12 protein-coding genes are annotated in these 13,059 nt (G+C 66.1%); 3 read left to right on the forward strand and 9 right to left on the reverse strand.

All coding sequences use genetic code 11. From position 1 onward, the window contains the following. Positions 1–230 precede the first annotated feature (230 nt). A complete protein-coding gene (locus tag ACFXKN_RS17970; RefSeq protein WP_378951096.1) occupies positions 231–1,127 on the forward strand; it encodes an HpcH/HpaI aldolase/citrate lyase family protein in 897 nt (298 codons plus the stop codon). A gap of 63 nt (positions 1,128–1,190) precedes the next feature. Here ACFXKN_RS17970 and ACFXKN_RS17975 read toward each other — a convergent pair whose 3' ends face one another. From ACFXKN_RS17975 to ACFXKN_RS18000, 6 genes are all read right to left on the reverse strand, one after another. Then, entirely contained in the window at positions 1,191–2,420 is a 1,230-nt protein-coding gene (locus tag ACFXKN_RS17975) for a CoA transferase (RefSeq protein ID WP_378951093.1), read from the reverse strand. After that, the gene (locus ACFXKN_RS17980; RefSeq protein WP_378951090.1) at positions 2,417–2,668 is read right to left on the reverse strand and encodes a hypothetical protein; all 252 of its coding nucleotides are present in this window, start codon (positions 2,666–2,668) and stop codon (positions 2,417–2,419) included. Before ACFXKN_RS17980 ends, ACFXKN_RS17975 begins: the two co-directional genes overlap by 4 nt. A 123-nt stretch (positions 2,669–2,791) precedes the next feature. Further along, positions 2,792–3,583 (reverse strand): alpha/beta hydrolase, encoded by a 792-nt coding sequence (locus ACFXKN_RS17985; protein ID WP_379433417.1) that lies wholly within the window; start codon positions 3,581–3,583, stop codon positions 2,792–2,794. Positions 3,584–3,759: 176 nt separating this feature from the next. After that, on the reverse strand, positions 3,760–4,473 hold the full coding sequence (locus ACFXKN_RS17990; RefSeq protein WP_378951084.1) for a TetR/AcrR family transcriptional regulator: 714 nt from the start codon (positions 4,471–4,473) through the stop codon (positions 3,760–3,762). Further along, the gene (locus tag ACFXKN_RS17995; protein ID WP_378951081.1) at positions 4,470–5,273 is read right to left on the reverse strand and encodes an enoyl-CoA hydratase/isomerase family protein; all 804 of its coding nucleotides are present in this window, start codon (positions 5,271–5,273) and stop codon (positions 4,470–4,472) included. Before ACFXKN_RS17995 ends, ACFXKN_RS17990 begins: the two co-directional genes overlap by 4 nt. A gap of 4 nt (positions 5,274–5,277) precedes the next feature. Continuing rightward, positions 5,278–6,474 (reverse strand): CaiB/BaiF CoA transferase family protein, encoded by a 1,197-nt coding sequence (locus tag ACFXKN_RS18000; protein WP_378952015.1) that lies wholly within the window; start codon positions 6,472–6,474, stop codon positions 5,278–5,280. A 258-nt stretch (positions 6,475–6,732) separates the two neighbouring features. Here ACFXKN_RS18000 and ACFXKN_RS18005 point away from each other — a divergent pair, with 258 nt between their 5' ends. Together ACFXKN_RS18005 and ACFXKN_RS18010 are read left to right on the forward strand one after the other, a co-directional pair. Then, complete coding sequence (locus tag ACFXKN_RS18005) at positions 6,733–7,647, forward strand: TIGR03619 family F420-dependent LLM class oxidoreductase (protein WP_378951078.1); 915 nt, start codon at positions 6,733–6,735, stop codon at positions 7,645–7,647. A gap of 172 nt (positions 7,648–7,819) precedes the next feature. Continuing rightward, a complete protein-coding gene (locus ACFXKN_RS18010; protein WP_378951075.1) occupies positions 7,820–8,212 on the forward strand; it encodes a pyridoxamine 5'-phosphate oxidase family protein in 393 nt (130 codons plus the stop codon). A 108-nt stretch (positions 8,213–8,320) separates the two neighbouring features. Here ACFXKN_RS18010 and ACFXKN_RS18015 read toward each other — a convergent pair whose 3' ends face one another. From ACFXKN_RS18015 to ACFXKN_RS18025, 3 genes are all read right to left on the reverse strand, one after another. Continuing rightward, positions 8,321–9,541 (reverse strand): amidohydrolase family protein, encoded by a 1,221-nt coding sequence (locus tag ACFXKN_RS18015; protein ID WP_378951072.1) that lies wholly within the window; start codon positions 9,539–9,541, stop codon positions 8,321–8,323. Positions 9,542–10,499: 958 nt separating this feature from the next. Continuing rightward, the gene (locus ACFXKN_RS18020; protein WP_379433418.1) at positions 10,500–11,030 is read right to left on the reverse strand and encodes a GNAT family N-acetyltransferase; all 531 of its coding nucleotides are present in this window, start codon (positions 11,028–11,030) and stop codon (positions 10,500–10,502) included. Between the two features lie 424 nt (positions 11,031–11,454). Continuing rightward, on the reverse strand, positions 11,455–13,050 hold the full coding sequence (locus tag ACFXKN_RS18025; protein WP_378951066.1) for a GMC oxidoreductase: 1,596 nt from the start codon (positions 13,048–13,050) through the stop codon (positions 11,455–11,457). Between the last annotated feature and the right edge of the window lie 9 nt (positions 13,051–13,059).

Consider the following 13,059-nt stretch of genomic DNA (forward strand, 5'->3'; position numbering starts at 1 on the left):
CGTAACCACCTTTGTGAAGTCCCTGGGTTGCCGACGTCACCTGTTGTCGGCGCTGTGCCGCCGATACCGGTGGTACGCGCCACAGTAAATGCTACCGGGGGGCATTCTATCGGGTCGTCGAGCCGATCATGGGGAGGGGGCGAACCAGTGTCGGCAGCGCGTCGAAAACATTCGATAGATGCATTACTGTATTCAATACAGTAATGTGTTCGACACAGTAGGGGTAGATCATGACCAGTAGCGGACCCAACGGATTCGACGCCAGGTCCTGGTTGTTCGCCCCCGGTGACAGTGCCCGAAAGATGGCCAAGGCGGCCGCCGGCCCCGCCGACATCGTGCTCATCGATCTCGAGGACGCCGTCGCGGCCGCCGAGAAGCCCGCCGCCCGGCAACGAACCGCGGATTTCCTCGCAGCACACTCGGATTCGGACCGCCGACGACTGTGGGTTCGAGTCAATCCGCTCGACGGGCCGTACACACTGGCGGATCTGGCCGCGATCGTGCCCGCGCGACCGGGTGGGATCATGCTGCCCAAATCACGTGGTGGCCACGACGTGCGGACGCTGGACCACTATGTGTCCGCGTTGGAGGTCGCCTCCGGTGCCGAACCGGGCGAGATCGGCGTGATCGTGCTGGCACCGGAATCCGCCGAAGCCGTCTTCACCACCGGAACCTATCGGGGCGCACCGAGATTGACCGCGCTCACCTGGGGTGTGGAAGACCTGGCCGAGTCGCTGGGCGCCAGTACGAACCTCGGTCCCGACGGAGGCTACGGCTTCACCTACGAACTGGCGCGGAGTCTGTGTCTGGTCGGCGCGGCGACCGCCGGGGTGGCCGCCGTCGACACCATCTACGGCGACTATCGCGATCTGGACGGTGTGCGTGCGCGTGCCGAAAAGGCCCGCCGCGAGGGCTTTCGGGGGATGCTGGCCATTCACCCGGACCAGGTGGAGGTCATCAACGCGGCCTTCGCGCCGAGCGATCAGGAAGTGGCCGCTGCCAAGGAGATCGTGGATCTGTTCGCCGCCGATCCCGAGGCCGGCGCGATCGGCTATCGGGGAGCTCTGCTGGATCGACCCCATCTGGCCAGGGCGCAGGCGCTACTCGCCACCCGGCGGCACGCCTGATCCTCGGTCGCGGCGATGCGGCACGCGGCGAGGATGCGGGAATTCCGCGCCCTCGCCGCGAGATCAACTTTCGGTCGCGATGACGGCCGCGTCGCGCAATTCCGCGAGGGCGGTCGGTGACAGGTCGAGTTGCTCGCGCAGCACGGCTTCGGTGTGTTCGCCGAGCCGTGGGGCCGGCTGCGGCGCGGTGTGGGAGCCGTTCACCGAAGCGGGGGCGCTGGGTGCGAGGTAGGTGCCGATGCCCGGTTGCAACATCGACGCGAACAATGGATTCGCGGTGACTCGTGGATCACCGGCGACTTCGTGAAATGTCCGGTAGCGCTCCCACAGGATCGAGGTCCGTTCCAGCGCAGCCGTGATCTCGACGCCCGTGCGGGCGCGAAACCACGGCGTGAACAGGCCGGTGAGGACATCACGGTGGTGGTACCGGGCGCCCTCGTCGGTGAAGTCGGCGTCCAAGGCCGTGGCGAGCGCGTCGACGACGGCGCGGGTTCCGGTGAGTTCGGTGAGTGCGTGAAAGTGCCGGGACGTGAGGGCGACGATCATGAACGTGGCACCGTCGGCCCCGGTGAAATGCTGACCGTACTGGCCGTAGATGGCGTTGCCCAGGCGCGGCCGCGGCGTCTCGCACAGCATCGCCTCGGTGAGGAAACCGAGATTTCCCGCCGTCGCCAGCGCGACATCCTCCAGCGGCAGCGTGATCCGGCTGCCCTCCCCGGTCGCCTCGCGGTGCCGCACGGCCCCGGTGATCGCCAGCGCGGCGTACATTCCGCAGAGCAGATCCCACGCGGGCAGAACCTGATTGATCGGCCCCGCGTGCTCGGCGGGTCCGGTAACCATCGGAAAACCGACCGCGGCGTTGACGGTGTAGTCCACGGCAGTCGATCCGTCGGCACGTCCGAGGATTTCGAGCCGGATCAGATCAGGACGCTGCGCGGCGAGCGTGTCGTAGTCGAGCCAGCTCCGCCCCACGGTGTTGGTGAGCAAGATTCCGCCTGCCGGTCCGCCGCCGGTGATCAGGCGCGAGATCAGTTGTTGCCCAGCGCCGGAGCGCAGGTCGGCCGCGACCGAGCGCTTGCCCTTGTTGAGGCCGGTCCAGTAGATGCTCGCACCGTCGTCGGTGATCGGCCAGCGATGGTAGTCGGCCGCCCCGCCGATGGGGTCGACCCGGATCACGTCGGCACCGAGTTGGCTCAGGGTCATCCCTGCCAGTGGTGCGGCGACGAAACTGGAGATTTCCACCACCCGTACCCCGGCCAACGGCCGCGCCGCCGATCTCCCGGTCTCGTTCATCGGAGGGTGCTCGCGGGCTGGGCGGCAGCGAGGCTTTCCCGCAGGCCGACGACGTCGACTTCGCCGGTCGTTCCGCGGGGTACGCGATCGGGGGAGTCGAGCAATACCCACACTGTCGGAACCTTCAGTTCTTCGTCGGCGCAAAGCAGCAGCGGCTTGTCGGGATGAGCGCGCGCGGTGCGGTGCAGCACCTCGACGATCGTGGACGAGTAGGGCGTAATCGGCTCGTGGTAGTCGATATCGCTCATCGGCCTCGCACTCCATCTTCACTCAATACTGTTTGCTATACGGTAGAGATTACCGTTGCCAGCGCTGAACAAGGTAGCAAGCATCGGCTCCCGGGGAAAGCGCTGCGGGACCGGGCTCGGACTTCACCCGGCGTGCGCGATGCCCGCATCGCCGTTGAGTGCCGCGTCGAGTACCTCGAGTCGGGCGCGCTGAAAGGCGCGCGCGACCGGCGTCCACTTCTCGACCAGGTCGAAGCCGTGGTAAGCGCCGGGCACCACCCGCAGGGTGCAGGGAACGCCTGCCTGCCGAAGGCGTTCGGCATAGACGAGGTCTTCGTCGTAGAACAGGTCGTTGGTTCCTACGCCGATCCAGGCCGGTGCGAGCGCGGCAAGGTTCTCGCAGCGGGCCGGCGCCGCCAGCGGCGATATGTCGTCACCGGCAGGGCCGAGGTAGGAACGCCAGCCGAGCCGGTTGCTCTGTTCGTTCCACATCCGCAGCCGGCCGGGGGACGGGTAGGTGCGCCCGGTGGTCCGGTCGTCGAGCATTGGATAGGACAGCACCTGGAGAACAGGACGGACCTCAGTGCTCCAGGTGCTGAGGTGGGCCAATGCGGCGGCCAACCCGCCGCCCGCACTTTCGCCGACGATCGCGATCCGCCGGGCATCGACATCCGGTCGAGCTGCCAGCCAGCGCAGCGCCGCGTAGCAGTCCTCTAGTGGGGTGGGGAACGGGTGTTCAGGTGCTAGCCGGTACTCGACCGAGGCCGCGACCGCGCCGAGTTCGTCGGCGACCTGTCGGCAGAATCCGTCACCCATCGCCGCATTGCCGATGAGATATCCGCCGCCGTGTACGAACAGAACCGCGGGTGCTTTCGGTCGGGGGCGGCGGGGCTGGAACAGCCGGACCGTGACATTCGTGTCGACCTGCGCGAGCACGCCTTTCGACGGTGGTCGTTTGCCGCTGCGAGCGGTCAGTTTCCTGATGAGACCTACCGACCGTGCTCCGACAGCCGTGTGTGGCAGGTATCGGGCCAGACGGAGGTCGGGGTGAAAGTCGGTACGTTCGTCCACGGACGCTCAGGCCACCATCTCGTCGTAGTCATTCGGCTGCCTCATCGATCTTGCCCCTCGATCGTGCGCTTCGCGTGATCCAGGATGCATTGCAGCCCCCACTCGAAGTTCTGGTCGTCCGGCGCTCCCGTCCGCCTGCCTTTGGCCATGGCGGCCGCGAGCAGCGGAGTCGTCTCGGGGTCGACGTGGATGACGTCATAGTAGGCGGTCGCGTCGCTGCCGAGCTCCTGGTTCTTGTCGTGGAGTCGTTGGAGGACCACCGAGCCCTGGACGTGCAGGTTGACCGCGGAGTAGACGGTGAAGGCTTCGTCGACGGAGAGCCCGGCCTTGACGAGGCTCGCGACCGTGCGCTCCACCTGTTCGGCGCCCAGTCTCGCCGCATGCTGACTGAGCGCCGAACGGATCAGGACCAGGTCGCACAGGATCGGATTGCTCAGGAAGGCGCGGCGCATGGTGCGCGCGTGACGCATCAGCGACTCCCGCCAGTCGTGTGCTTCGACGGAAGGATACGGCACCGCGTAGATGAACTGGCGCAGCGCGCGATCGGTCATGGCGTTGAGCAGGTCGTCCTTCTTACGGAAATACCAGTAGATGCTCGTGACGCCGACGTCGAGGTGTTTGCCGAGCAACGGCATGCTGAGCCCGTCGACCGAGACCTGTTCGGCGAGCTCGAACGCGCCGTCGATGATGTCAGCGGGATTGAGCGATCCGCGTTCGCGCCTGCGACGTGGCTGCCCGACTTGTCGACCGGTCATGGCGCGACTTGCTGGTCGGCGGCGGCGTATACCGGGTCACGCTTTTCGGCGAAGGCGGCGAAGGCTTCGATCACGTCGGCACCGGTGAGGTTGACACCGGCGGCCCGCGCTTCGGCATCCAGCGCCTCGGACAACGTTCGATCGGTTCCGGCGTTGAGCAGGTCTTTGGTCTGTCGCAGCGCGACGGGCGGTCCCGCCGCCAGCTTGGCGGCTATGTCGTGGACGAACTCATCGATCGTCTCGACCGGTTGCAGCCAGGTGACAAGCCCGAGCTCGTCGGCCTGTTCGCCGGTGATCATCTCGGTCAGCAGGGTCAGGCGCTTGGCCTGTTGTAAGCCGATGAGCCTGGGCAGCAGCCATGAGCCACCGCAGTCCACCGACAGCGCCCGGCGGGCGAAGATCTGGCAGAACCGTGCCTCGGGGGTCGCGACGACGAGATCGCAGGCCAGCGCGAGGTTCCACCCCGCGCCGACCGCGACGCCGCGCACCTTTGCCACCGTCGGCACCGGTAGCTCGTGCAACAGCCGCACGGTCTCGTTGATGGTGTGCAATTCGCGAGCCGGATCAGGGAACTCGTCCATGCCCTCGGTCGCGGCGATATCGGCTCCCGCACAGAATGATTCGCCTGCCCCGGTGAGGACAACGGCACGCACCGCAGGGTCGTTCGCGATGTCACCCAGTGCCGCCCGCAGCGCGTGCCACAGCGGGGTGCTGATCGCGTTCTTTCGACGCGGACGGTTGAGTGTCAGCGTGCGCACGCCGGCGGTGTGGTCGATGAGCAACACAGGTTCGTCTGTCACTGGATCATCCTTTCGTCGCCGTCACGCCGGACGGGCGGGAAGTGGTGGTGCCGATCGCACCGCGATCACGGAGTGCCGCTATGTCGGATGGTGCGAATCCTGCTGCTGCCAAGACTGTTTCGGTGTGCTCGCCGAGCCCGGGAACCGCACCCATCGGCGGTGCGAAGCCCGCGATGACCGGAGGCGGCAACAGTGCGGTCACCGGACCCTCGGGAGTGCTGATCTCCCGCCATCGGCGGCGCGCCGCCAAATGAGGGTGCGCGATCACCTCGCTCGGCGTTCTGAAACGAGAATTCCCGATTCCTGCCGCGTCGGCCCGCGACTGGATGGTGTCCGCGTCGTAGCGCGCACACCATCGGGCGATCTCGGTGTCGAGTTCGGCCCGTAGCCGGACCCGGTCGAGGTTGCCCGCGTAGCGTGGGTCCTCGGCAAGGTCGGGCCGGTCGAGCAGATCCCGGGCGAGGCGCTGCCATTCACGGTCGTTGGTGGTGCCGAGGACCACGGTCTCGCCGTCCGCGGTGCGGTAGGCGCCGTAGGGGGCGACCGCGGGGGAGCTCATCCCGAGTGGTTGCTGATCTACCCCGGTATGGCGGGTGTAGGTGAGTTGGTAGCCCATCAACTCCGCGGCGGTATCGAACAGGCTCACCGATGCGCGGGTGAACGGGGCGGGTTCGGTGCCATCGCCGGTGCGCCCGGCGGATGACCGTTTGCCACAGATCATCGCCAGGATCGTCAGCGCGGCGTACAAACCTGAGCCCACATCCGCGATGGGTGGGCCCGGCTTGGCCGGGGCTCCCGGCGAACCGGTGACCGCGCAGACTCCGGACTCGGCTTGGATCAACAGGTCGTAGGCGCGTTTGTGCGACAGAGGTCCCCCCGCGCCGTATCCGTCGATCTCCATCACCACCAGGTCCGGGTGCCGCTGCGCGAGTTCGGTCGGTGAGATCCCCAGTGCCGCGGTCGCCCCGGGTGCGAGGTTGGCGACGAAAACATCCGCGGTCGCGAGGAGCCGGTGCAATACCGCCATCCCGTCCGGATGCTTGAGGTCGACAGCGATGGACTCTTTGCCACGGTTGGCCCAGACGAAGTGCGCGGCGAGCCCGTGCACCACGTCGTCGTAGTGTCGCGCGAAATCGCCGCCGCGTGGGTTCTCGATCTTGATCACCCGGGCACCCAGATCGGCCAAGGCGCGGGTGCACATCGGTGCCGACACCGCTTGCTCGAGTGCGACGACGGTAATCCCGGCCAGCGGACCTCCCGACTCGTCCTGAACAGGGATGTGCACAGCTCACCTCATCATCGCTCGTCACCGCGCCGCTCTGGCATGGACCTTGTACTGTAACGTATACAGTAAGAGAGACCGAGTTGGCCACTGTTGCACTCGATGTGGTTCGTCGGCCAGTGGCACGCTGTCGTGCACAACGGCGTGCGCGGTGATCTGGACAAAGGAATTCGCGCAATGAAGTACGTTCTCGAGTATCCCGCTGAGCTGCCGACGGCATCCGACGAATTCTTGGAGCCCGCGGTTATCCGTGATGTCGTCAGCCAGGCCGAGGAATCCGGATTTGCCGCGGTGGCGCTCAGCGAGCACCCGGCGCCTTCGCTGAAGTGGCGGCGCAACGGCGGTCACAACACTCTCGACCCGATCGCGGCCCTGAGCTACATGGCCGGATTCACCGCACGTATTCGATTGCTCACCAATCTGTATGTGCTGCCATTTCGTAACCCGTACCTTGCGGCGAAAGCTCTGGGCAGTCTGGACATCGTGTCGGGCGGTCGCTTGATCGCCGGTGTCGGAGCTGGATACCTGCGTGCCGAGTTCGCCGCGGTGGGCGTCGACCATGAGCGGCGCGGTGAACTACTCGACCAGGCGCTCGGCGCCCTCCGTCATATTTGGACCGACCCGGAAACGCCTGTTGCCGGAATGAATTTCGGTGCACCGGGACCTCTGTGGTTGCAACCTCCGGCGCAGCGCCCGCACCCGCCGCTCTGGATCGGGGGCAACGGCAAGGCGGCTCGGCGTCGAGTCGTCCGGCACGGGAACGGGTGGATGCCGATCATCGCCGATGCGGGCATGGCCGCCGCCATGCGAACGACCGCTATCGAGAACGCCGAGGTGTTCGGTGCCGCCGTGGCTGACCTGCGCCATGGCCTGGCGGCAGCGGGCCGAGATGCCGACGCGGTTGACATCCAGGTCGTGTGTCCGCACCTGGACTTCGGCGATGCCGATACCGTGCGAGCGGCGTCGGTGTATCTGGCCGACCTGGAAAAGCGTGGCGCCACCTGGGCTGTTGTGCACGTCGACGGCTCGAGTCCGACCGCTGCCGCGCAGTTTGTGAAGTGCTTCGGGGAGCGGGTCATCGCAGGGGGTTGACCTGCGATGCGACTGGTGGGTCGAGCAGGCAACTTCAGGCGACCGCCCCTCGGGGATGGTATACAGTAGTACATACTGTAATTAGGACGGTATACCGATTCTCGCTGCGGCGAAGAGCAGCACGCTGGTGCGGGACGGTATATCTCACTGCGAATCGATAGTGGAGTCCCTCATGAACTCGAGAGTGCCAGCGGAGTACGAAGACCTCCTGCAGCGGCCGATCGTCGGTGTGCTCGGAACTGTGACCCCGCACGGTTCCCCCGACCTGGCGCCGATGCGCTTCAAATGGGATGGTGCGCATCTGCGGATGAGTCACACGATCCCACGGCGCAAGTTCACCAGTTTGCAGGCCAACCCGAATTACTCCTTTCTGATCACCGACCCGGAGATCCCCGGCAGATCGCTGCAGACGCAGGGATGGCTGGTCACGGTCCTGGGAGATGACGAGGGGGTCTTCTATCGTGAGCTGAACGAGTTGTACGGTGACACCGAGGCCGGGCTGCCCGATGATGTTGACGATCGCGTCGTGCTGATTCTCGACGTCACCAAGTTCACGGCGAAGTGACGGCTGTCCGAGTGCTGTGACGCGATGCCCGCAGTATCCCCGAAACGCGATGCGGCTCCCCCGTCGGTGACGGGGGAGCCGCACGCTTGCGCTCGATCATCCCGCTGATCAGCGGCTGGGTGATTCCAGGCCGATATTCGAGCCGATCAGGTCGAGTGCGTTGTCGCGCATCACTTTTCGTGTGTCCTCGTAAGAGAACTCCGGAAACTGCGGAATATCCGCGGTGAAGGTCGTCGGATCGGCGAGCCCCTCGCCGTGCGGCCAATCGGAGCCGAACAAGACCTTCTCCACGCCGATGGTCTCGGCCAGGAGTTTGACGTCGTCTTCGTAGTACGGCGCTATCCAGACGTTGTTCTTCAGTTGCTCCACCGGATCCTCGGTGAAGTGGTACGGCGCGGTATTCGCGGCCTTCTTCAAACGCTTGATCAACCGGTAGACGAAATACGAGCCGTTCTCGATGCTGACCACCTTGAGCTTCGGGTGACGCGTGAACACCTGGTGCACGATCATCGAGGCGATGGTGTCGTGGATCGCGCGGTCGTCGAGGAGGATCTGGTCGAGCGGATCCTTCTTCCCGAACCCTTCGAATGTCGCCGTGCCGCCCCACAGTGCGTTGATGGCGAGATATCCGCTGTCGGACAGATGAAAGCCGACCGGCACGCCGGCTTCGGCCAGGCGGGCCCACACCGGGTCGTGGAGCGGGTCTCCGAGGGATCGTGGGCGAGTCACGCCGGGTACGGGCGCGGGGCGGACGAGCACCATCTTGGCGCCACGGCCCAGCGCGTACTCGACCTCCTCGACTGCCGCCACCGGGTCGGCGAGCGAGATGATCGGCGCCGAGATGATGCGGTGGTCGGGACGATCGAATCCCCAGTCCTCATCGAGCCACAGATTGAAAGCGTGCACCGAGGCGATCGTCGCGGGAATGTCGTGCTTGAGCGCTTCCTCCACCCCGCAGGCGAAGGTCGGCAGCATGAAGACGGTCTCGAGGTTCTGCCGATCCAGGACGGTGACGCGGGCGTCGCGGTTCTGGTACTCGGGATGCTCCGACAGACGGTCTACCTTCATCAACGAGGCCGGATCGACACCTTCGGGAATCTCGCCGCGAAACAGCAGGTCGAGGCAACCCGGCTCGATGATCGGGTCGAACGTCGGGTTGGGGACGAATTGATTGACCTTTCCGCCCATGACCGCCAGCGTCCGCTTGCCGTCATTGAGCATCTGCACCCCGCGCTGTTTGAACTCTTTGGGCAGATGGCGAGTGAACGCGTCCAGTGGTTCGTAGTAGTGGTTGTCGACATCGACTGCCTGATAGTCCAGCTTTGTCATTCTGTGTCCTTTCGCAACCGGTTGTGCCGTCGGAGCCGTTCCGTCGTCGAAACCGGGCGATCGGCATCCGACACGGACGACGCCGTCGAGACCTCCGGGGAGACCATCGCGGGCGTAAACGTTTGACTTACTGTACCCCTTACGGTACGACCCTGCGCAAGTCCGACTTCAATCGGGCTGCGGTCTTCGTCCCGCGCGTCAGTCCGTCGCGCCGATCAATGCGAGTGTCCCTAGATCCCGAATCGCCCGGCAGCTACGCTCCAACATGACAAGGAAGATTTCTTCGCCACGCGCTGTCGGTGTTGCGAAGGCGGCACCGAGAGCGATGATCAACGGGGCCTGCACCATCCCGAATCTGTAATCCTGCCAGCACATTTCGGGTGTGTATCCGGTGACGCCGTAGTCGAGGAGTGCCCGGTGGTACACATCTACGAGGCTTTCCTCGCACGCCGCTCGCGTGTCGGGGTCCAGGCTGGTACCGGTGAAATAGGCGAGGTCGCGGGCAGGTAGTCCGGTCCGAGTGCCTCGCCCTTGCGGGCGTCGTCGGTGAGGTGGACCGGACCGTCTCGCCTGAGCCGGCCAATAGGTAGTAACCCAACTCATCTAGTTGCCGCTGTTCGGTGGCCATGGTCTACCTCGATCTGCAAGCGTGGATGCAACAGGGGATCCCACGCCTGGCGGGAGCCTCGGCCGTGGGCGAAGCTCGGCTCGGCGGAGGTTCGGCGCATTGTCGAGCGCGACGAGGGTTCGAGTAGGCCTCTCGGAGACGCTACCAATAGGGCAACGGTATTGTTATCAGTTTGATGAACAGTAGTCCGAACCATGCGCCGATGACTCGCTGAGTTCTCGAGCGGCCGCGTGGTGTGTCCTGTGGTCTGGCTGCCTTCTCGGCGAACCAGGGGTCGGGTAGTTCGGTCAGCGTCGTGTCGCGGGCAATCAGCGTTCCGCAGCCATACGTTCAGCACGTTCCTGTTTGGTGCGGGACGGGCTCTGATTTCAACGGCTTAGCGAAGGCTCGGTTGAAATCAGGCCGACCTGGCACATAGGGCGGGATCGGTGTGTACCCGGCCGAGGCGTAGAGGCGCATAGCGGCCTGGTTGTACGCGCCGGTCTCCAGGACGATCCGGGCTACGCCGTGCTCGAACGCGAATCGCTCGAGACCAGAGAGGACGAGCCGGGCCACCCCGCGTTTGCGATGGTTCGCCACCACGAACATCTTCCGGATCTCGGCTGTCCGCTCGGTAAGTGATGACGTGCGGAGTCCGCCGCAGGCGACCGGCTCGCCTGCGGTGTACGCGATTATGAACAGCCCTTGATGGGGTTCGTATTGCGCTGGTCGATCGAGATTCGGGGGATCGTCGAAGCCGACCATCGACCGACGCTCCTTGGCGTACTCCGCCATCAGCTGGACGGAGACCGGGTGGTCGAACCGATGTGGGACGAGCGTAGTAGTTCTGGAGGCCTCGGTGACTTGCCGAGCGTGCTTCACGGGTGCAGTGGAGGAATTCCGAGGCGAGGCCCCGGGTACCGGGCTCGGGTGCGACGTCATATCGAGGTTTATCCCACAGTCGAGGGCGTCGCCCGAAGTGATTGGACTTGGTCGGCGAGATGGCGGACCGCTGGCCGGCGATTGTGGGGAGCGGTGACTGGGAGCAGGCCGTCATCACTGCTGTGGGCCGTCCGTCGGCCGAGCGTGCGAGGCTGCTCTCGCTTCGTCTGGCCGAACTTTGCCAGGGAGCCTGGCTGCGGCCGGCCAACCTCGTCCGCGCGCTGCTTGCGGACCTGGCCACCGGGGTGCGCGACGTCAGGTCGCGCCGGCCCGCGCATTTCGCCAATGCGGCGACGTGCGCGGGCCGGCGTGATCCTGGACCTCGCGCGCCAGGCAGTTGTGTGCGGCGACGGGTGTCGACGGCTCAGATCACCGTGCCCACGTCGGTGTGGACGATGTTGTCGAGCGCGCGTTCGGCGACGGCGGCGATCGTCATCGACGGGTTGCACGCGGCGGTGTTTCCGGGCATGAGTGCGCCGTCGATGACGTAGAGACCGCGCTGACCGAGCACCCGGCCGTCCAGATCGCAGACGGTGCCCATATTCGCGCCACCGAGCGGATGCCAGGTGGAGGGGAATACGGAGTTGGTGTCGAGGAGCATGCTGTCGGGTCCGGCGATGCGGCGCACGGCGGGGTCGATGTGACCGTCCTGGATTGCCCGGTCGCCGTCGCCTGGCCAGCGCAGGGTCGCGCTGTCGGTGCCCGACTCGTAGACGAACTCGCCGCGCCCACTGCTCACGCCGTAGCCGACCAGCATCGTGCTGCCCGGATCGACGGCCAGCGGCGGAATCGAGGCTTGGATGACGGTGAACGCCGACTTCGGGTCGTCCCAGTTCAGGCTGCCGTACACGACCGGTCCGCCCTGTGCGGTGCCGAATCCGGCGGACGGGTTGCGCCACACATAGATTCGGTCCGCGTTGGTGCCCCAGCCGCCGCCGAGCCCATCGGGCAGGTCGGGGATCTGGCCCTTCGCGCCCGCCCGCACGAGCAGCCGGGTGGTGTTGAGGCTGCCTGCCGCGAGCACCAGCGTGGGCGTGGTGATGATCTTGTTCTCCAGCACGGTGCCCGCGACGTCGAGTCGATCGACCCGCACCACCCAACGGCCGTCGGGGGCGCGTTCGATATCGGTGACCTCGTGCAGGGTCTGCACGTCGACCCGGCCGGTGGCCTCGGCCGCCGCGACATAGGTGACGTCGACGGAGTTCTTGCCGCCGTTGTTCACACCCATCGCGCCGTCGCCGTTGGTATAGGACGGCTTCATCTCGCCGCGCAGTTCGGCCAGCGCGTAGTCCCAGTCGATGGGCATCGGGATCTTCGACAGCGGCATACCCGCGGCGCGCACGCGATCGGCGAAAATCCTTGCCGCCAGGTAGTTCTCGTGGTTGACCAGCTCGTCGGGCGCGGTGGCCAGGCCGAGCATGCGGGCGACCCGTGGATAGTGAACCCGGTCCATCAGCCCCCAGTCGAGCTCGGCCGGGAAGTGCGTCTCGAACACCTCGCGGGTGGGCTGCAGCGACATGCCCTGGTAGATCAGCGAGCCGCCGCCGAGGCCCGCGGCGCACAACGCGGTCATCCCGGCCCCGGCCACCGCCTCCACCAGACCGGCATACGGCTCGAAAACCAGCGGGCGGCCGAACAGTACCGGGTTGGAGCGGTGCCAGAGCAGGCGTTTGTCGGGTTGGGAGGCGCGCGGGAAGGTCTCCGCGTTGGGGCCGGTCGCCCATCTCCTGCCGCGTTCGAGCATCAGCACGTCGACGCCGGCCTGCGCCAGCCGCAGCGCGGTCACGCCGCCGCCGAATCCGGAACCGATGACGACGGCCCGGCGCTCGTGCCTGGTCAGCGGCACGCCGCCGGTGCGGACCGCGATGCCGCTGTGTGCCGAGGCGGTGCGCGAGGTGGCCAGGGCGAGCCCGGCAGCCGCGGCGCCGGTCAGCAGTGAGCGGCGGGTGAACTCGGACATGTCAGCAAC

It is taken from the genome of Nocardia sp. NPDC059195 (assembly GCF_042754695.1).
Lineage (GTDB): Bacteria > Actinomycetota > Actinomycetes > Mycobacteriales > Mycobacteriaceae > Nocardia.